The organism is Chitinophaga sp. sic0106, assembly GCF_019219075.1.
GTDB lineage: Bacteria > Bacteroidota > Bacteroidia > Chitinophagales > Chitinophagaceae > Chitinophaga.
Genome location: NZ_JAHUWJ010000019.1, coordinates 45,637 through 67,215 on the forward strand (window position 1 = coordinate 45,637; position 21,579 = coordinate 67,215).

Genomic DNA, 21,579 nt, shown 5'->3' on the forward strand with positions numbered 1-21,579 from the left:
TTTCTAAATATGTTAAAGAAATGTTTACATAACGTTAATATGCCAATGAGGTAATATTTCACCCTTTCGATCTACCTTGGCGGCCGCATTGCACACACAAATTATCATAACACAACATTCAACGTTAGTAACTATCGGCCGGTAACTACTTTCATTAATCAACCTTTGTATGAAGAATTTTCTCCTGTTCTTCGTCATCTTTCTGATGGCGGATAATGTGCTTTTTGCCCAGCAAAAGAAGATTACAGGGACTGTGAAGGACAAGGCAGACAAAACCGCGCTGCCTGGTGTGAACATCCGTGTAAAAGGAACAACAAGAGGTGCCCATACCGACGCCAACGGTATGTTTACCATCATGGCTGACGGCAACGAAACCATCATTTTCTCCTCCATCGGCATGATGCCAAAAGAAATTAAAGTAGATGGACAAACTGTAATCAATGTAGAACTCACCGCTGATGTTAAACAGCTGGATAACGTGGTGGTAACCGCATTGAACATCAAACGCGATGAAAAATCCCTGGGCTACGCCACCACAGTAGTAAAAGGGGAACAACTTACACAAGCCCTCTCCGGTAACTGGACAGATGCCCTCTCCGGTAAGGTAGCAGGCTTAAACCTGATCCGCTCCAACAGCGGCCCTGCGGGTTCCAACAAAATTATTCTCCGCGGTGAAAACAACCTGACGGACAACAACGAAGCACTGATCGTAGTAGACGGTGTGGTAATCAACAACGGTAGCGCCAGAAGAACAGCGGTAGGTGGTGAGTCCGCCTACGGTACCAATAACGATAACATGCCTGCCGATTACGGTAGCGGATTGAATGATATCAACCCGGAAGATATTGAGTCCATCAACGTACTGAAAGGCCCGGGCGCTGCGGCACTCTACGGCCAGCGTGGTGCAAACGGTGCTATCATCATCACCACCAAATCCGGTAGCAGCAAGAAAAAAGGCTGGGGAGTAACCCTGAACTCCAACGCCAACATGGAAAAAGTAAACCGCTTCCCTGACCTGCAATATGAATTTGGTCAAGGACTCGATGGCGCCGACTACTATTCTTACGGCACCTCCACCGACGGCGCCAGCACCAGCGGCACCAGCTCCGCTTACGGACCTAAATTCGAAGGCCAGCAATTCTATCAATACGATCCGGTAACCCAGAAAGTAGGCACCACCAAAACGCCCTGGGTAGCATATGATAATATTAACGACTTCTGGGAAACCGCCAGAACACTTACCAACAGCGTAACACTCGATGGCGGTACCGACAAAACATCTGCACGTTTCTCTTTCACCAACGTGAATAACACCTGGATAGTTCCTAACACCGGTTATAAACGTAACTCCCTGGCCATGTCCGTTAACTCAAAAATTAACGATAAACTCCAGGTATCTGCGAAAGTGAACTATAATAATAAATGGAGCGATAACCTGCCAGGCGCCGGCTACGGTAACCAGTCCATCATGTACTGGTACATTTTCTGGCAGCCAAGTGCAGATATCAACTGGCTCAAAGACTACTGGGGTAAAGGTAGCGAAGGTAAAACCATCAAATATCCGTTCAGTTCCTACCCTTCCAACCCTTATGCAGTGGCGTATGAGTATATCAATAAAACCAACCGCCATAACGTAACCGGTAGCTTTACCGCTAACTACGAACTGACCAAAGAACTGAGCGTACAGGTAAGATCCGGTGTGGACCTCTCCTATGAAATGCGAGCACAGGAACGTCCTTGGGGCGCCGGTGCTAAATATCAGCGTGGTAGCTACCGCACACAGGATATCTTTTCTATGGAAGCCAGCAGCGACTTCCTCATAAAATACCAGAAGAAATTCAACAAGGACTTCAGCTTCTCCGCTACTGCCGGCGGAAGCATGCTCAGAAACAAATATAATAAAGACGAAAACCGCGCTGACTCCCTCACGTATCCAAACGTGTACTCCATGGCGAATGCAGCAGGTCCGATCGTTACTATTCCAAGAACAGAAGAATACGGTATCAACAGCTTCTACGGCCTCATGACCGGTTCCTATAAGGACTTCCTGTTTCTGGACATTACCGGCCGCCAGGACTGGAACAGCGTACTGGCAACGCCTAAACGTACTACCAACGCCGGTTTCTTCTACCCTTCTGCCAACATGAGCTTTGTGGTATCTGAAATTGCTAAGCTGCCTGATTACATCAGCTTCGCCAAAGTAAGACTTTCCGCTTCCAGCGTAGGTAGCGGTACTACTACTCCCTACAGAACCGAATACTACTACGAATCAGCTGGTAGCCTTTACAGTGGCGGACTGACCGTTCCTAATGTACTGGCTAACCCGGAACTACGCCCGCTGCGTACCACTACTTATGAAGTAGGTGCCAACGTGCAGTTCTTTAATAAACGTCTCGGTTTTGATATCGCCCTGTACAGAGGAAACACCAAAGACCAGATCCTGCAGCCATTTGTAGATCCTTCTTCCGGTTATAACTATGCCATCATCAACGCTGGTGTGGTACAGAATAAAGGTATTGAGATCGCCCTGAACACTACGCCTGTTCAAACAAAAAGCGGTTTCAAATGGAGCTCCAATGTGGTATTCTCCAGCAATAAAAACCTGATTAAATCCCTGCCAGACAGCTCACTCGTACTGCAAACCGGACCAGTAGGCGGCGGACAGATTGTAGCTACAGTAGGTGGCAGCATGGGTGACCTGTACGGTCGCGGTTACCAACGCAGCCCTGACGGTCAGATCATCTATGACGGCTCCACCGGCGTAGCACTGCTCACAGAGAACATTATCTATCTCGGTAATACCATCCCTAAATTCAAAGCCGGCTGGACCAACACCTTCAATTACAAACAGTTTATGCTCAGCGCTCTGTTTGATGGTCAGTTTGGCGCAGTAGGTCACTCCCTGACGCACTATAAACTGGCAGAACAGGGTAAAACCACCAACACCCTCCCCGGCCGTTACAGTGGTATCACCGGTAATGGAGTAGTAAGAAATGAAGATGGTACGTTCCGCAAAAACGACGTGGTTGCCTACGATATCGATGAATACTACCGTTCCCACTACGGGCAGGATAATGCTGAAGGTAGTGTGTTCAGCACCGATTTCATCAAATTCCGTGAGTGCCGACTGGATTATACCCTGAAGCCAACCACTGCCAAGAGAATCGGCTTACAACGTTTAACCGTGGGCGTGTATGGCCGCGACCTGTTCATCTGGTCACCATGGCCAATTTTCGATCCTGAATTTGGTACCCTCAGCGGTACAGACATCGTAAGAGGATTTGAAATCGGTCAGTTCCCATCTACCCGCTCCTTTGGTTTTAACGTAATTATTGGTCTTTAAAAGCTAACAATATGAAGAAGATAATATATGCTATAGGTGTTACGGCGTTGGCGATTACTTCCATGCTTACCTCCTGTACAAAAGATTTTGAAAAGCTTAATACAGATCCGAATGCTACCCAGAATACACTTCCGGCACAGCTGCTGGCTCCTGCCCTGGTGAATTCGGTGTCTGCCAACCTGACCAGAAACCGCAATTTCAACAATGAGTTAATGCAGGTAACGGTAGATATGAGTGATGCAGAGGGTAAAGTGTTCCGTTACGATTACCGCAGCACCTGGTCGGACTATACCTACACCCAGTGGTACCTGCAGATCAATGATTTTAAATTGATGTACAAAGCAGCTACAGATCCGCTGACAGTAAACAAATCATACCAGGGTATTTCCCTTATTTGTCAGTCATGGCTGTACTCCTTGCTTACAGATACTTATGGTGATGTTCCTTACTTCCATGCGATGGAAGGTAAAGACAGTGCTAATTTCCGCCCGGCTTTTGACAGGCAGAAAGATATCTACCTGGATTTATTCAAGCAGCTGGATTCTGCCAATAACCTGCTGAAAGCAAATGAGGCGATTGCAACCGGCAGTGATCCGGTGTTCAACGGGGATGTATCCAAATGGAGAAAGTTTGGCAACTCCCTGTATCTGCGTCTGTTGCTACGCATTTCAGGTAAGTCAGAAGTGGCGGATCAGGTGATTGCTAAAATCAAGGATATAGTAGATGTGAATGCAACCAATTATCCGATCATGACGAGCAATGCAGATGCCGCTATCCTCCGCTGGACCGGTGTGGGTCCTTTGACATCCCCGCTGCTCAACATCAGGGAACAGGATTTCAGGACACCGGCTATTTGCAGCTTCTTTATTGATAACCTGGCAGCCTGGAATGATCCTCGTATTGATATTCCTACCTATGGCTCCGGCGGTTACAACAGATGGGGCATTATCCCTTACAGAGGGATGTTTAAAGGGGTGGAGAGTGGTTATACCCCAGGGCAGGGCGTAGTAAAACTCACCTACTTTAATTCCTGGACAGCTACATCTACCGGCCCTAGCCTGATGAACGAACAGATGACCGGCATGATCCTCAATTATTCAGAGTTGTGCTTTACGCTGGCAGAAGCCTCTTTGAAAGGATGGCTAAAAACTCCGGCCAGTACCTATTACAGAAATGGTGTGTACAATGGTATTAACCAGTGGCTGCCTAAGTTCACGGAAGACAGCGTGAATAATTATCTCACTGCATCAGACATGAGCTGGATCGAGGGAGAATCACAGGACCAGAAAATGGAACGCATTCATTTGCAGAAATACTATGGCATGTTCCTGACCGATTTTCAGCAATGGTTTGAATATCGCCGCACCGGGCATCCTAAGCTGCCTAAAGGGCAAGGTTTGAGAAACGGAGGTGTAATGCCTGCCCGCATGACATACCCCATATTTATACAATCCACAAACACTGGCAATTACAGGGATGTTATTGCTGCTCAGGGTCCTGATCAGATTTCTACCCAGGTGTGGTGGCAAAAGCCTTAAGCCTCTTTAAATTTTTGTTTGTGCTAAAAATGTAATTAATGAAGAAGTTAAGTATATATAGTTCCGTTTTACTTGCCCTGGCAATGTCCTGGGGTTGTAATAAAGACGAAACCTATCCCGGTGGTGAAATCAACCCTTCTATCAGCATTTTCGATATCAGGGGGTTGTATAAAGGTCAGGACGTTACCCTTAGTAAAGGTAACATGGGCGGTTCAGTAAGAATTGCTGGTCTGGTTGTATCCGATCACAGAGCAGGAAATATGCCGGCAGGTGTACTGGTAGTGGAAGATGGGCGCAGGCTTGGTAAAATAAGGGGTATAACTATTCCTTTGGGAGATGATGCTGCCAGGTATATTTCAGGGGATTCTGTTCATATTAATGTAGAGGGTGCAGTAGTCACCAAGGTGGATGGTATGTTGCAGCTGAAGGGCGTTACCAATGACAAGGTTACTAAAGTAGCATCCGGCCGGCCGATTCCTATCAACCGAGGCACTACCGCGCAGATACTGGCCAATCCGGCTAGTTTTGAAAGTACGCTGACGGTGATGATCAAGGGAGGCTTTTTTCCAATGCCGGCTGAAAATGCTACTATTGGCGGCGATCTGTCAGTAACTGATGGTTTCGGGCATGTAACCCTGCATACTGAAAAAAGTGCAGGCTTTGCCGGTGCATCTATTCCATTGCTGGCCAACTATTATGGTGTAATTTTTAATACTCCTGTTGGGGAAGATAGTTTGACGCCACGCATGCAAATGCGTATGGAGAGTGATGTTGACGTATTGAGTAATACCGTGGTAAAAACGTCGTTGTTGATTTCCGGTTTCGCCAGTGATGTGAAAGGTGGAGATGGTAACTATGAATACATTCAGATGGTGGCAACGGAAGATATCGACTTCTCCAAAACGCCATACTGTATGGTAGTAAACAATAACGCCAACGCCTCTACGCCAACAGGGTTCCCTACCAATGGCTGGGCTACCGGTGGTATGCGTACCTACAAGATCAACATGACTTCCGGCGTGGTTAAAAAAGGTGATTACTGCTATGCTGGTGGATTGTATCAGCTGATCAACGGTTCCGGATCTACGGCAATTCCTGCCAGTCAGTGGGTGGCTAACTATGATTATGTTGCCAAAGCCGGTCAGGACTTTGGCGTTAAAACCAGCGGCTTGATGGCCAACAGTGGAAATGCCTTTGGTATTGCCATCTTCCAGGGTACAAAGGTAACGGCTACTTCCGTGCCGATCGATGTACTGTTTGTAAGTACAGGTGGTAGTTTGTATGATGCGGGGCCGCCGGAATATGGTTACGCCATTGCCAATACGGATTTCTACGATATCAATGATCCTATTTTCCGCACACCGCAGCAGTACTACCGGAAAGGGTTGAATACGCTGGCGCTGGTATATAATACCGCCGATGTGGGTTATTTCTATAAACTTGGTGGTGAGTACAGTACAGATCTGGGCCGCTGGCTTACTGCCCGTAGTCAGAACAACTTTACCATGACTAAAACAACAACGGCTGCTGAGTTGCAGGATTCTCTGGCGACCAAGCTGAAGTAATAGCAATAAATTTCATGAGAGATCCCGGCAGCGCAGGTTGCCGGGATTTTTTTTGGTGAGATATAACTGTTACGTACCTACGACACTGAAAGCATTACCATCTCCATAAATACAAATGGTACCAAATAACAGTTGCGTACCTACGAAACTGATAGCATTTCCATCTCCATAAATACAAATGGTACCAAATAACAGTCACGTACCCACGAAACCGGCAGCATTTCCATCTCCATAAATACAAATGCCATCAAATAACAGTCACGTACCCACGAAACCGGTGGCATTTCCATCTCCATAAATATAACTGCTGCCAAATAACAGTCACGCACCCACGAAACCGACGGCATTTCCATCTCTCCAAAAAAATATTAAAATTATTTTTCCTATTTTAATACTGATCATCACTTATTTACCCATTATATATTTTAATTACTCTACTAATTCTATAGGATATATAATTTTTAGATTGTACTTTTATCCCGGTTAGTAATTCTGTGTGCAAGCATCCGTGACCCTGAACAACGATAGCAATCAAGATCAACGCATAACCTATAATAAGAAATCCATGACCAAGTTTTTACAGCTATTCATCCCTGTGCTGCTATTGGCGCACCTCGCCACGGCACAACAGGTGCTGAAAGGACGAATTAAAAACAGCGAAGGCGAACCCTTGCCGGGAGCCACCATTGTAGTGCGAGGCACCGCCACCTACGCTATTTCCGACTCCCTAGGCCATTTCAGCATCCAGACGAAAAAAGACAGACCACAAACACTGCTGGTCAGCTTCATTGGCCACAAGCAACTGGAGGTACCGGTTTCTAAGCATACTGGCGGCGACCTGGACCTCACCCTCGCCAAAAATGACCTGCTCTCCGAAGTGGTAATCACCGCCAGAAGAAGAAAAGAAACCCTGCAGAATGTACCTATCCCCATCAGCGTATTGAGTGGTACTCTGGCAGAAGATGCTGGTGCGTTTAATGTGAACCGCCTGAAGGAACTGATTCCTTCTGTTCAGCTATATTCATCTAACCCTAGAAATACAGGATTGAGCATCCGCGGCCTTGGTACTACATTCGGTCTTACCAACGATGGTATTGATCCCGGTGTAGGTTTTTATGTAGATGGGGTGTACTATGCGCGCACCGCCGCTACCACTATCGATTTCCTGGATGTGGAACAGATAGAAGTACTGCGTGGACCTCAGGGAACATTATTCGGAAAAAACACCACCGCAGGTGCTTTCAACATTACCACCAAGAAACCGACCTTCGACCCGGGTGCTACTTTTGAACTGAGCTATGGCAACTATGGCTATGTGCAGGCTAAAACCAGCATCACCGGTCCGCTCAGTAAAAATTTAGCTGCACGTGTATCCTTTGTAGGTACCCAGCGCGACGGTATACTTTATAATGTAAAAACGGATAAAAAAGTAAACGACCTCAATAACCTCGGTGGTCGCCTCCAGCTGTTATACAAACCATCTGAAAAAGTAGATGTGCTCTTTGCTGCCGATGCTACCCGTCAGCGCCCGGATGGTTATGCACAGGTATATGCCGGCGCAGCACCTACGCTCCGCGCGGGTTACCGTCAGTACAGCGCCATCACTGCCGACCTGAATTATAAAGTCCCCAGCACCAATCCGTTTGATCGTGTGATTGACCACGATACCCCCTGGCGCTCCAACCAGGATTTCGGTGGAGTTTCCCTTAACGTAGACATTGCGCTGGGCAATGGCAAGCTGACTTCTACCACCGCTTATCGCTACTGGAACTGGGACCCTTCCAACGACCGCGACTTCACCGGCTTACAGGCACTGGCAAAATCACAGGCGCCGTCCAAGCATAAGCAGTGGTCGCAGGAGGTACGTTGGGCGGGCACGCTACTCCCGAGTGTATCAGCCGTATTCGGTGTATTCGCCTTTGGCCAAAAGCTGGGCCCAGACGGCGCGCATGTAGAAGAATCCGGAAAAGATACCTGGCGCTTTTCACAAAGCTCTACCAGTGCCTTGTGGAAAACTCCGGGACTGTTTGATGGCTTTGGTATCCGTTCTTATCCTAACCTGAAAACGTTTAGTGGTGCAATTTTTGGCCAGATCGACTGGAAAATCACGGAGCACCTGAGCATCCTCCCGGGACTGCGTTTCAACTATGACGATAAAGAAGTACATTTTAAGAGAGAGGTATATGGCGGCTTGCAAACAGAGGACCCGCAACTGCTGGCACTCAAAAACGGGATATATACTAATCAGTCGTTCGACTCAAAAATTGACGACACTAACTTCTCCGGACAATTAACCATTTCTTATAAAGCCAATGATCGTATAAACGCCTTCGTTACCTACTCCACCGGCTTTAAGCCTGTGGGCCTGAATTTGGGCGGGTTACCAACCGTTTCCGGCAAAATCATGACCGAGCTGGCCGTGGTAAAGCCGGAGTCGGTACGCCACTACGAAGTAGGCCTGAAAACATCACCTACCAACAATTCTACAGTAAACCTCACGGTGTATAACACTGAAATTTCTGACTATCAGACGCAGGTACAGGCGGCGGATCTTTCCGTAAACCGCGGCTACCTGGCCAATGCCGAAAAAGTACGTGTACGCGGGCTGGAGCTGGATGCGAACCTGCGGGTGAAAGAGTTTCTTTCCCTCTATGGCGGCCTTGCTTATACAGAGGGTAAATACGTGAAATTTACCAATGCGCCCCCTCCATTGGAAGAAACCGGTGGCCCTACCTTTAAGGATATTTCCGGTGGCGACCTGCCAGGCATTTCCAAATGGGCCGGTTCATTGGGAGGAGAGCTAACAACAAAAGGAAGTTTGATCAGCCTGAAAGGCAATTACTTCCTGGCGCTGGAAGGGTTCTATCGTTCCCGTTTCTCCTCCAACCCTTCACCATCCAAATACTTGCAAGTGGGGTATTACAGTCTGCTCAATGCCCGCCTGGGCTTCCGGGCTACGAGCGGCCTTACCGTATTTGTATGGGCTCGTAATCTCCTTGACGAAAATTACTACGAGCAGTTGCTGCCTGGCGCCGGAAATGCCGGTCAATATGCGGCAGTACTGGGTGATCCAAGGACCTTTGGTGTAACCATTCGTTACTCGCTATAATAATTGTTTTTCTTTTGCCGGGGAGCAGCGGAATTTTACCGCTGCTCCTTTTTTATTTTCGGGATGTGTATAATCATTAATTTGCGATATAATCTTTATTACTTCTCAACCCAAAAACCAGATATGCATTTTATGAAGAAATTAGTGCCGGCATTGCTGTGCACCAGCATGAGCCTTTACGCCCATGCGCAAAAAGTAGTAGAACCCTCCCACGTAAACGCCGACTGGACAAAAGCATACCAGCCCTTCCGCATAGTGGGCAACCTGTATTATGTAGGCACCTATGACCTGGCCAGTTACCTGATCACCACACCATCGGGGCACATCCTGGTAAACACAGGGCTAGCCTCGTCAGCCGCTGCTATTAAGAAAAATGTGGAGTCGCTCGGCTTTAAGTTCTCCGACATCAAAATCCTGCTCACCAACCAGGCACACTACGACCACGTAGGCGCCATGGCAGCCATCCAGGAAATGACCGGTGCCAAATTCATGGTAGATGCAGCCGATGCATCGGTAGTAAAAACCGGTGGCAAAACAGACTATGAATTGGGAGGTGAATTCAGCACCTTTAAACCCATCAAAATTTCCAGAGAGCTACATGATAAGGATGTGATTAGTTTGGGAGATACTAAACTCGTGATGCTACACCACCCCGGCCACACAAAAGGCTCCTGCAGCTTTATCATGGATGTAAAAGATGGTAGTAAAACGTATAAAGTAATGCTGGCTAATATCCCTACCATTATCGTCAGCAAACAGTTTTCAGCGGTGACAAAATACCCTCAAATTGCCGCTGACTATAAATACACCCTCGACACCATGCCTAAAGTGCAGTTTGATATCTGGGTGGCCGCACATGCCAGCCAGTTTGATTTACAGTCGTTACGCAAATCGAATGAAGGATATAACCCGGGGTTGTTTATGAACAGAGCGGGGTATGATAAAAGGATTGAGAAGATAAGGAAGGAGTGGGAGGAGAAGGTGAAATAATTGAATCGCCCGCGCTGTCGGGCGATTCAATTATTTTCTTGTATTAGTAAACCCGAGGAAAGTCCAAGACAAAATGAACAATTTCTCCCAACACCGCATAAGGCCCTTTCTTTACCTATAAGTATATTGTCATATCTACTTATGTTAAGGCAACTTTAGATTTCCCGTGGTTGCCACATTTTTAATGATCAATACTCCTTTTTCTACTGTAATCTCGATGGGATCTCCGACATGAAACCCTGCTTTCTCCAACCACAATCCGCGAATGTTTAACCATGGGACATAACGACCACGCTTCCAGTAGTTTCTGAGCTCCTGGTATCTACCATGCAGCTTTCCACGTCTAATAAGTTTTTGATTCATGACAAAAATATTTTACTAACCGTATAAGTACCAAATATACCTTTTTAATACAATTAATTAACATTTTTAGGGTTTTATTTTACCGAATACGTTTCATATTTTCGTTAAATCCTTTATTTATAAGGGTTTTATTAACCGTAAACATCTTATAAAATGATAACTTTTGGCAAAAAACTTAGAGAGTGTCGGGAAGCCAAAGGCTTTTCACAACAGGAGCTGGCTAAGCAGCTAGGCTCTGCGCACACTGTAATCGGAAGATATGAACGCGATGAAATGACACCCTCAATTGAGGTGGCTAAAAAGCTCGCTAAAATACTGGATACTACCGTTGGGTACCTTCTGGGAGAAGCAACTCACAGTGACACATTTAAAGACCCTGCTATGCTGCAACGCCTAAACGAAATTAATTCCTTACCTGAGGAAGATAAGCGTTGCATTATCTATACTATCGATAGCCTACTACAGAATGCTAGGACCAAAAAAGCATTTACAAATAAGTAGATGGAGTTCACTATTAAAATATTGCGAGTGATAAAGTCAAAACCAATATTTCATCTATTAGCCATGACAGTGCTCACAGCTGCACTCGGTATGATAGTTTATCGTACAACAGATAACGGCTCATTCTTCATTTCTTCATTACTATTTCTTATAGGTACAGCAGTGGGATTTGCTTCTGTTTATATGATATTAAAACTAATTGCGAAAAAATAACCAGGGAAGCTTCATTGCATTAAGGTTGCGAATTGGTTTCGAATTCCCTTTTACAAGAGTAAATCATAAGAAAGTCCCATTCCTGTGCCCGTGATTCAAAGTTGTAGGGGGAGATTTCACTATGCGTGAAAATTTGAAACTTGGTCAGGTAAATTGATAATGAGATTGGCAACATCTTTCATTCGTCTTATAAGGCAGGAATTAAAATATTAATTCATTAGCTTTCAGTTTTTCCTTACCGAGTAACGTTATTGTAGTTTTAATCTTAGTCCTTTTTTCATCCGAAAGAAATCTTGGCACTAGGAAACTCACATCTATATCAAATAGAATACTAATCACGATGAGATCTTGAAGTGTAAATGGCTTAATACCGTTGATTAGCTCTGACATATGAGTTTTACTTTTATGGCCGAGCAATAAGCCAAATTCCGCTTGTGTAAGGCTAAATTCTTTTAATTTTCTTTGAATAAGAACTTTCCTTTTTTGAAGAAATACCCTTTCGCTTTCAGCGATCTTTTCAGCCTTATCACTTTCCTGCATCTGCTCCCAGGTAACACTCTTTTCATCTTTCCAAACCCTGTTTTCATAGTCTTCAATCAAATCCCGGAGTTTTCTCCGTAGGCTTTTGAAGTAGGGATTTTCTTTTGCAAGCGTACGTAATTTACGATCAGCGATCATAGCGCGCTCATAGTCCAGCTCATTATTAATTGAGCCAGCTTCAATAAATTGCTCGATATCAAAATGTGTTTTCATCAGTTTATATATTCCTTATTTCTAAGCCATTTCTCAATGGTCACCTTATTGTTCCTAAAGGTCCTTTCATATTCGTCATGCGTGCCCGCCCATATTATGGTGGCTTCTCCCTCCTCGTCAAAATCAATCAGCACAAACGTGCGATGAACGTGAATATTAAGAAAATAGAAGCCATCACTATGTACACAATCAGCGTCCTTTCTAATCTCTGCCAACTTCGATGTCCTTGGATCAAACTGTTCCAGGTCTTCAACCAATTTATCAACAGCATCACAGAGTTTCCTATTTCCTTTGTTTTTTAATTTTAGCTTGATAAGTATTTTTTTGCCAAAGATTCTCATTTTGATATGGTTAAGGCTTGGAGTAAAACCGGCATTTCGCAATAAAACTCCTATACGAATATACAAAAAAGTTCTGAAAAAAACCGAACTTTTTGCATTGAATATTTTCTATCGATCCTATCGGTCGATGCAGGGAAATCATCAAATCGTTTCTTTCACTTTTTCTAATTCTTTTGTACATTAGTTTTATGCACCAGATCTAGCCTGATCAATTTACATCGGTTAAAATTGCTTGCGGATTTCTTTCTATATTAGCAGAACACAACACAAAGTTCGGTCTTTCCCCTCCGTGGCGCCGTTGTGAATTGCTTTCAAATTTCTTTCTACCTTAGTAGAACACAACCCATCCTTAAGTAGTTGTGCGGAGGGTAGGGTTGTGAATTGCTTTCAAATTTCTTTCTACCTTAGTAGAACACAACGAATGGGATTGTATGGATCATGAACACGGTGTTGTGAATTGCTTTCAAATTTCTTTCTACCTTAGTAGAACACAACCCCGAAAGAGGAATACCGTGAAGGCAGAACGTTGTGAATTGCTTTCAAATTTCTTTCTACCTTAGTAGAACACAACAACATTCAAAGTGTCCTGGACTACCTCAATGTTGTGAATTGCTTTCAAATTTCTTTCTACCTTAGTAGAACACAACCCTGGAGAGATAAACCCTGCATACGTCTTTGTTGTGAATTGCTTTCAAATTTCTTTCTACCTTAGTAGAACACAACCGCAGAGCGCGCAGCTACACAGTACTATTCGTTGTGAATTGCTTTCAAATTTCTTTCTACCTTAGTAGAACACAACTAGCTTGTATCTAACTGCGGATAAAAACGGGTTGTGAATTGCTTTCAAATTTCTTTCTACCTTAGTAGAACACAACTTTGCTTTTTTTATTATCCGGACTGATAAGTTGTGAATTGCTTTCAAATTTCTTTCTACCTTAGTAGAACACAACCCGCTGTTGCGCAGTTGCGTTCTTTGAACTGTTGTGAATTGCTTTCAAATTTCTTTCTACCTTAGTAGAACACAACTTGCAGCAGCCAGGCGCGCGCGCAAATCGTGTTGTGAATTGCTTTCAAATTTCTTTCTACCTTAGTAGAACACAACTAGAAAACCTGCACTTCCTTACTTCTGCACGTTGTGAATTGCTTTCAAATTTCTTTCTACCTTAGTAGAACACAACAGATATATCCTGGCTTACTACAGGTATACCGTTGTGAATTGCTTTCAAATTTCTTTCTACCTTAGTAGAACACAACTGTTGCTGTAGCTGCTCGTCGTGTCATACGGTTGTGAATTGCTTTCAAATTTCTTTCTACCTTAGTAGAACACAACGATTAAAGTTGCCTTCTGGGTGGGTTATAGTTGTGAATTGCTTTCAAATTTCTTTCTACCTTAGTAGAACACAACAGTAGCCTTATTGATGATTACGGTGGTTAGTTGTGAATTGCTTTCAAATTTCTTTCTACCTTAGTAGAACACAACTGTTGCTGTAGCTGCTCGTCGTGTCATACGGTTGTGAATTGCTTTCAAATTTCTTTCTACCTTAGTAGAACACAACGATTAAAGTTGCCTTCTGGGTGGGTTATAGTTGTGAATTGCTTTCAAATTTCTTTCTACCTTAGTAGAACACAACAAGTTGGAAGCTGATTCAGAAGCTGATAAAGTTGTGAATTGCTTTCAAATTTCTTTCTACCTTAGTAGAACACAACGGCGTGGAGGGTATGAAGAACTCGCTGCGAGTTGTGAATTGCTTTCAAATTTCTTTCTACCTTAGTAGAACACAACGCGTTTCTTGAAAAGGCAATCGCATTTCTACCTTAGTAGAACACAACCTATCCGGTACCGGCTAGACTTACGATATCGTTGTGAATTGCTTTCAAATTTCTTTCTACCTTAGTAGAACACAACGCCTGGATTTATAATTCTTCATCTCCGAAGGTTGTGAATTGCTTTCAAATTTCTTTCTACCTTAGTAGAACACAACTGGCAATTTTTGGGCTTTATGCAGCCATGGGTTGTGAATTGCTTTCAAATTTCTTTCTACCTTAGTAGAACACAACCAGTTAACTAAAATCAAACAGGACCAGCAGGTTGTGAATTGCTTTCAAATTTCTTTCTACCTTAGTAGAACACAACCAATGTTGTAAACTGGACCACCACCAACTAGTTGTGAATTGCTTTCAAATTTCTTTCTACCTTAGTAGAACACAACCGTTGAAATGTAATGAATGCGGGGATGATTGTTGTGAATTGCTTTCAAATTTCTTTCTACCTTAGTAGAACACAACCCCCATCTACAACCCCCTCTTAATCGGACAGTTGTGAATTGCTTTCAAATTTCTTTCTACCTTAGTAGAACACAACGTCGTTTTTCAGCTGGCTACCGGCGGCGGTGTTGTGAATTGCTTTCAAATTTCTTTCTACCTTAGTAGAACACAACTCATATAAAGAGGCGGCGCTGAAAGAAGAAGTTGTGAATTGCTTTCAAATTTCTTTCTACCTTAGTAGAACACAACTAAATGACCGCGAAGGCGGTGTTCTGGCATGTTGTGAATTGCTTTCAAATTTCTTTCTACCTTAGTAGAACACAACCTCCAGTGTTATTATCAGTTACAAGAGAGTGTTGTGAATTGCTTTCAAATTTCTTTCTACCTTAGTAGAACACAACGCAAATGACTTTAGAAATCCACTTGTATTAGTTGTGAATTGCTTTCAAATTTCTTTCTACCTTAGTAGAACACAACTTCTGCGCGGGAAAATATACACCAATTCCGGTTGTGAATTGCTTTCAAATTTCTTTCTACCTTAGTAGAACACAACAGAAAACGTCCAAACCTTTACCCATAAAAGGTTTGGACGTTTTTTAACTATAAAAAAAATGGCTTAAACATGCGAATACGGAGCCATTTAGAACAATTCCAGTTGTTGTACCGTCTCCGGAGGCTTCACACAACTCAGTCCAGAAAAAATTTCCATTTGTCCAAACTGCTTATCAGTCACCACCAAAATCCCTACGTGACCTTTGGGAGGAAGCATCAATTTCACTCTACGGACATGAGTATCAGCGCTTTCCCGACTAGTACAATGACGCAGGTAAATGCTGAATTGAAACATAGAGAAGCCATCCTTTAGAATATTTTTCCTAAAAAGGGCATAATTCCGCCTCTCCTTTTTAGTTTCCATCGGTAAATCGAAAAAAACGAGCACCCACATAATCCGATATGCATTTAACCTGGTATTTAATTTATCATTTGATATCTCCATCAGGAAAAACTGGATATAGAATTTTTCTAATGCTTCCGTCAAAACATTTCGCCAAACTTGCGGTCGTTTTTTGCACAGCCACGGCTAACGGACTAATACTTCCATCCAAACTAACATCCAAAACCGGAATTTCTAATAACGCGCGCTTTAAGTCTGGAGTAAGAATATGCGCAGGCTCGGTATCACTATGCATCCTCAGTACCAACCGATCTACAAATGGCCGATATGGTTCCATCACATCATCTGCCAGACAATATGCATTGTATTGGTTTTTATGAAATATTCCCACAGTTGGCAGTAAGCCCGATCCCACTAAACACCTGGCCACCAATGCTCTCAATATCGCGTATCCGTAATTAAGCAGTGAATTTGGAGGGGGGCCAAGCCTGTCGCGATAAAATCCATTTTTTGAGCCAAATATATTTTTCCAATAAAAAGAGGCTGCCTTAGCTTCGATATTATCAGGATCTCCACTCTTTACTGATTTAGAATAATCCAATAATAATTTCCCTTCCACCAACTGCAGTTGTAAAAGGCAATACTGATTAAAAACCTTTGCAGAAACGGTTTGTTGCCATAATTGCTTTTTTAATGGCACCGTGGCTTCTAATTGGTGTCTGAATCTTTGACTCTGCAGCGTATGACCCTCCAGATTTAATAAAAGTCCGGCAGGATGATGGGAATGATCACAGGTAATTAAGGCCACATTATGCAATAGCAACTTTGCAATTACTGCCTGTGTGATGGTTATCTGAGGATGATCCAAAATAACCACACCCAAATCTTCAATAACCGCTGTATGCTGCTCCCCTTTAGATACAAGTTCTATAATTAGCTGGTTATCCTTTGTCTTCAAATATGCAGGATTTCCAAAATATAGCGTACGCTTGATCATAATAAAGGACGATTACCTTCTGAAATAATTGATTTTGTTGCAATATCAACTCCTCCCAATCTATTCACATTCAGCTTTATACAACAAGACTTTATTTGAAGCCCATCCAGCGACCTCTCACTCTTATTATTACTACCCATTTCATTCTTATCTATCTCCTTCGCATAATAATGGGGAACAAAATGTGCCTCTTTATCTGTGCAACTTACAAACCTGTAAATACGGTCATACTGTGAAGCGCATAATCCGAATTTATCGAAAGGTACACCGGATTGCAGCTCTTCAGGGGTCGGTACATAAACCAAATCATTAGGCGTCAGACTCATTACTAACCGATTACCGTTTGCATCAGTATCTGGTACAGGGTTTAAACCCAACTTCATTCTCTCAATCACCTCACTGAGGGGGATGGTTATATAATTTCTCTTCCCATCAGGGAGAAGATAGATACCAAAGTATAAGTTCGTGCCCTTTCCTGATTGAACATATTTCCCTCCTTTTGCACCGGTACTCCCTAATACATACTTGCTCCCTCTAGCCTCAAATATCCTAACCTTGTGAATTGGCTGATGAAATTTGCCATTGTTTAACTCATGAATGTTGCTGTTGAGTTGATTCATACCCTCAATTGAAAATGCTATCTCCGGATGCTGAATAAGTTTACCATCAATAGTTTCATCAAATCGCTTTAAGTGATTTCGGAGTATCTGCTGAATACCAGTATCAGTAACCTGATCCACATTTTTGATGGTAAAGGCTTCGGTTATTGCCAGTCTACGTGCAGTATGCTCTCCTCGCCCTGTCTCATCCACCTCCCAATAATAAACCTCCACTTTTTTAGTATCCTTATCTACAGCCAATAATTGCTTTTGAATATTTTTCTTATCAAGACCAGCTTTTACCATCTCCTTAATCCTGGTACGTAAACCGTTATCCACAATCATATCCAGATCACCAATGGCAGTTAACAAACTTACCAGCTTCTTACGTTTAAATTTTACTATACCATAAATCGTATCCTGATGCAACGGCTTCCTCACTGCCCAATGATCCCCACTAGTTTGGCGAACTTTGACTTTTTCCAACTTACCGTCCTTACCTGTTTGATATTTGCTGTATCTGTTTACAGTTCTATTAATTACCCGATTTGATTGTCTGAAGCTTACAATAATATTCTTCAGTGCTGCAGCTACATCTTGTGTAAAGGACTCCCAAGGCTTTATAAATTCCCAGGAGTATCCACCTTCCCCATCACTATTGTTCTTCTTGAAGCACAATTTTTGGCGCAGATCATAACGCTTGGCTTGTTTTTCCTCTTTGCTTGCTTTGCCCAGTGCCGTAGCGTTATTAAGGTAATTAATATGATCGCGGGAAGTGCAGGCAATGACAATAGCATCCAAAGCATGGTGACGATGATCAATGCGTTTTTTACTAAAGCCCGCCTGCAATACAAATGGGACTTCAGGCAGGAATTTCCCTGTACGTGCGTTAATACTTCCAAATCTCCCGGGAACTTCCTGCAATTTATTCAGCCGTTCAAAACGGGGTGCGATTAAGGTATTCCAGACATCATTCAACCCCCAATGCTGCCTTAAGACTGCCGTTACCCCACCAGAGCAGGTCACGACATTTTTCGGTATGCCTTCCTGCTCATTTTCCATACGAACCAAATTGCCTAACAATTCACGGATGTATTTGGAAATATATCTGGTGTCATTTAACTGACGTTGAATAAAAGCTTCAGGGATATCCTCCATTAGCAAACGCCTCATTTTCCCTTTGTTACCTACGTAGCACTCCTTTACGTGCTTTTCATAATCTTCTACCGACAAGATTTTCACGGTACAGCCTGGACGGGAAAGCTCAGTAACAACACTACCTTTCATTACATTGATGAATTCAAAAGCAGTCATATTTTCCTTATACTTAGCATTTACAACCGCTTCGCAAATCACCTTATTACCCAAAGAATCATCATAATACCTGCTTTTAGGAAGAATATGTTCTATTTCATATGCGGGAGTAAATAACTTATTAAGCGGGATAATGGCCCCAGTATAAGGAGATCGGTATTTCTGCTCCAGCCACAACTTATACTTAGTCAATTGCGAGGAAGTTGGAGATGCCATCCTGGAGATCTTACCGATATCCTCGGGTAAATCTGCTCCATAGGCCAACAATACACCTTCCTCATACAATTTCAGAATCTCCTGCTGTGAAGGCGAGTTAGGTCTAACATTCTCGACTTCTACATCATTCATTAATTCAAGCAGTAACGCCTTAATTCGTAAATTGGTCTGTTCATTTTCCAGAACCGCATTGGTAATTTTCTTTCTATCATTTTTTGTATTCTTCATTTCACGCCCCAGCTCTATGTGGATCTCATCAAAGAACCGCTTATCCCTGGTACCATAGGTACTCCAAATCTCCCTGACCAGCTTTAAACATTCCCCAACCAACTTTTCAACCACAGGATTTCGTAACGCACCCATTTTGAATTCGTTACGGATGAAATTATCCAGATCTTCCAGCGTATTCCACATTTTGATGTCCTTTACCTCTGCGTGGCGATTATAGATAATATAGGTCGCAAGCCATTCAGGAAGTCCCTGAAAGTCAGTAACATGTTGTAACTGCATTGTTTTTTCACGCACGCGCTCAGGTATTTCAGGATCATATTCTCCTGTCAATATTTTTTCTATGCGTGTCTTGGTATTACTATCCACTGCATCATAACTCCAGCTGTTCCCCCATCGCATTAGTTGTAACAGCTTTCTGGTAGCCTTGTAGGAATAAGCCCCATATTGGTTTTCAAAAGGAGGAAATTTAATGAACACATCTGCAAAGCTGGCCGGCAGATTTCTTTTAATGGAAAAATTTGTGAGCGCTGATCTTAATTCTCGTGGATCCGTAACTGAATAAAGTATATGCCAAAGGGCCTCTTGAAACTCTATTGTCAATACATCCGGTTCCACCCCTTCCATCTTAAACAGGAAACTCCGCATATCGGCGTATGTTTCATTACAAGGATAATCCCGATCTTCCACATAATTCCACCTGTACAACGATGCATTTTTTTTCAGGTTGAAAGCAGGGTATTTTAAAAATGATGTCTGATCAATCTTCCTTCTGGACTTAAGCCAGAGGAAGAGTTGATAACGATCTTCCGCAGTGGGAAGAAAACGTTCTGTTACATTTATATCAAATTGTAGTCTGCCTTCCAGCGTTAATTCTCGTTGAAAGATCTGCAACTGTTGAACAAATTTTATCAATCGGAATTCCTGAAATAAAGGATGTGATCTGGGAATACATTTAAGTGGTTCTCTGATCAGTACTCCATCTTTTTTGTATACTCTGCTCTCAAACCGGCAGTTGCTGACCAATGATTTTTTGCTCTTCAGCGGCCGCTGATAGAATAAGATATCCTCTACAATCAAATAAATAAAGCCCTTATCCCTTATACTCGTGCGATGATTTTCATTAGATCTGTATAAATCACTGACTGTCAGTTTATACAAGCCAGAATCGTTTAACTCTGGGTGAAACCGGGCCTGCGTTTGTAAAATTTGGTACAATTCCTCCTTATAAAATTTTCTGTCTATTACCCTTAACAGATTTCCTTTAATTTTTTCATGCGGATTTTCCACTAACGCATCAAATATGAAAGTTCCAGGAGTTTTACCACTTAGAGCCAATTCATGCTCCGCCCTCTTCTTTTGTAAGATCCATTCATCCTCCTTAGGAGCTCGTATGCTCTGCTTTACTTTACCATCCCTTCCAGTCTTGGGATTACCGTCCTCATCTAAATCGGTTGAAACAATTACCTCCAGCGTTTTTCCTACCAGTTGAGGAGGCAGTTTACTGGATCTTTTATAGACAAGTCCATTTTCAAGATGAATATTGTAGCAGACGTCTCCACCCCGAGGCTTGTCGTCCGCAGGCTCTACTTTTGTAACTGATAGCTTATAATATTCTTCCTTCTTTTTCGAAATAGTATCTTGTTCCTCACCTCTTGCCACCAGGTAACCACGTTTCTGATTGAACTGAAGAATTATCCATGCTAATTCCTCACGGCTGATCGGGGCTGTCAAAGCCTTTTTACGTAAGTAGTAAATCGTCCAGTCATAGGGAAGCAGCTTTTGGTTTGAATGGCCAAACTCTTTCAACATTTCCTGAAATGTTGCCTTGAATAAAAACTCATTTCTGTTTGTAATTACATTAAAATGATAAGCCAATTTAGGCTCCATGTTAGATAAGAACTGTCCGAGTCTACGGTCGAAGTCAATACCAGCGGCATAATGCGCAGGTAGGAAATTCAACATATTAAGCACCCGGTGTAAACGTTGCCGACGCAACACCGCTCGCTCCAGTAAACGTCTAACACTCCTTAAGCGTGTACGTTCTGCTGCGGGTGACTGCAAGGTTCCCTTATTAAAATCAGCTATTTCTGCCTGGTCCATCGGGATGATCCTACTACCGGCATTCAGTATACTTCTACTATTTGTGGATTCATCAAAAGTCTTTACGCACCAGCCAATGGAATTCGTACCAACATCGAGTCCAAGGGTTACTTTCATAGCATTGGAATTTTTAGTCTTTATAGTGAAGAAAAATTAAAAATTTGTTGGATAATCAAAAAACTTTAACTTAGTTAAAATTTGAAAGCAATTCACAATAAGGATTATTCCGTTGTGAAAACATTTAAG

General features: G+C 43.0%; 12 protein-coding genes and 2 CRISPR repeat arrays. Of the genes, 6 read left to right on the top strand and 6 right to left on the bottom strand.

Annotated elements, in window-relative coordinates:
- Nucleotides 1–169: 169 nt before the first annotated feature.
- The 5 genes from KW844_RS23060 (at nt 170) to bla (ending at nt 10,545) form a co-directional block, all read left to right on the top strand.
- Nucleotides 170–3,343 carry a SusC/RagA family TonB-linked outer membrane protein gene (locus tag KW844_RS23060; RefSeq protein WP_218379150.1) on the top strand — a complete coding sequence of 1,058 codons (3,174 nt, stop codon included), beginning with the start codon at nt 170–172 and terminating at the stop codon, nt 3,341–3,343.
- An 11-nt stretch (nt 3,344–3,354) separates the two neighbouring features.
- Nucleotides 3,355–4,881: a SusD/RagB family nutrient-binding outer membrane lipoprotein gene (locus tag KW844_RS23065; RefSeq protein ID WP_218379151.1), complete on the top strand. Its 1,527-nt coding sequence runs from the start codon at nt 3,355–3,357 to the stop codon at nt 4,879–4,881.
- A gap of 38 nt (nt 4,882–4,919) precedes the next feature.
- The gene (locus tag KW844_RS23070; RefSeq protein WP_218379152.1) at nt 4,920–6,446 is read left to right on the top strand and encodes a DUF5689 domain-containing protein; all 1,527 of its coding nucleotides are present in this window, start codon (nt 4,920–4,922) and stop codon (nt 6,444–6,446) included.
- A gap of 565 nt (nt 6,447–7,011) precedes the next feature.
- Nucleotides 7,012–9,555, top strand: a complete 2,544-nt coding sequence (locus KW844_RS23075) for a TonB-dependent receptor (protein WP_218379153.1) — start codon at nt 7,012–7,014, stop codon at nt 9,553–9,555.
- A 132-nt stretch (nt 9,556–9,687) separates the two neighbouring features.
- The gene (gene bla / locus KW844_RS23080) at nt 9,688–10,545 is read left to right on the top strand and encodes a subclass B3 metallo-beta-lactamase (RefSeq protein WP_255578596.1); all 858 of its coding nucleotides are present in this window, start codon (nt 9,688–9,690) and stop codon (nt 10,543–10,545) included.
- A 144-nt stretch (nt 10,546–10,689) separates the two neighbouring features.
- Here bla and KW844_RS23085 read toward each other — a convergent pair whose 3' ends face one another.
- Entirely contained in the window at nt 10,690–10,908 is a 219-nt protein-coding gene (locus tag KW844_RS23085; protein WP_218379155.1) for a SymE family type I addiction module toxin, read from the bottom strand.
- A gap of 153 nt (nt 10,909–11,061) precedes the next feature.
- Between KW844_RS23085 and KW844_RS23090 the strand changes: the two genes are divergently transcribed.
- The gene (locus tag KW844_RS23090; RefSeq protein WP_218379156.1) at nt 11,062–11,409 is read left to right on the top strand and encodes a helix-turn-helix domain-containing protein; all 348 of its coding nucleotides are present in this window, start codon (nt 11,062–11,064) and stop codon (nt 11,407–11,409) included.
- A gap of 414 nt (nt 11,410–11,823) precedes the next feature.
- Here the strand turns inward: KW844_RS23090 and KW844_RS23095 are convergent, their stop codons facing one another.
- The 5 genes from KW844_RS23095 to cas9 form a co-directional block, all read right to left on the bottom strand.
- Nucleotides 11,824–12,375 (bottom strand): transcriptional regulator, encoded by a 552-nt coding sequence (locus KW844_RS23095; protein ID WP_218379157.1) that lies wholly within the window; start codon nt 12,373–12,375, stop codon nt 11,824–11,826.
- The gene (locus KW844_RS23100; RefSeq protein WP_218379158.1) at nt 12,375–12,716 is read right to left on the bottom strand and encodes a type II toxin-antitoxin system HigB family toxin; all 342 of its coding nucleotides are present in this window, start codon (nt 12,714–12,716) and stop codon (nt 12,375–12,377) included. Before KW844_RS23100 ends, KW844_RS23095 begins: the two co-directional genes overlap by 1 nt.
- A 297-nt stretch (nt 12,717–13,013) precedes the next feature.
- Nucleotides 13,014–14,499: direct repeats of the CRISPR family, unit length 46 nt; unit sequence GTTGTGAATTGCTTTCAAATTTCTTTCTACCTTAGTAGAACACAAC.
- A gap of 77 nt (nt 14,500–14,576) precedes the next feature.
- Nucleotides 14,577–15,534: a CRISPR direct-repeat array (repeat unit 46 nt; unit sequence GTTGTGAATTGCTTTCAAATTTCTTTCTACCTTAGTAGAACACAAC).
- Between the two features lie 87 nt (nt 15,535–15,621).
- On the bottom strand, nt 15,622–15,978 hold the full coding sequence (gene cas2 / locus KW844_RS23105; protein ID WP_370626511.1) for a CRISPR-associated endonuclease Cas2: 357 nt from the start codon (nt 15,976–15,978) through the stop codon (nt 15,622–15,624).
- Entirely contained in the window at nt 15,962–16,873 is a 912-nt protein-coding gene (gene cas1 / locus KW844_RS23110) for a type II CRISPR-associated endonuclease Cas1 (RefSeq protein ID WP_218379159.1), read from the bottom strand. The genes cas2 and cas1 overlap by 17 nt, the downstream gene beginning before the upstream one ends.
- Nucleotides 16,870–21,450, bottom strand: a complete 4,581-nt coding sequence (gene cas9 / locus KW844_RS23115) for a type II CRISPR RNA-guided endonuclease Cas9 (RefSeq protein ID WP_218379160.1) — start codon at nt 21,448–21,450, stop codon at nt 16,870–16,872. The genes cas1 and cas9 overlap by 4 nt, the downstream gene beginning before the upstream one ends.
- Between the last annotated feature and the right edge of the window lie 129 nt (nt 21,451–21,579).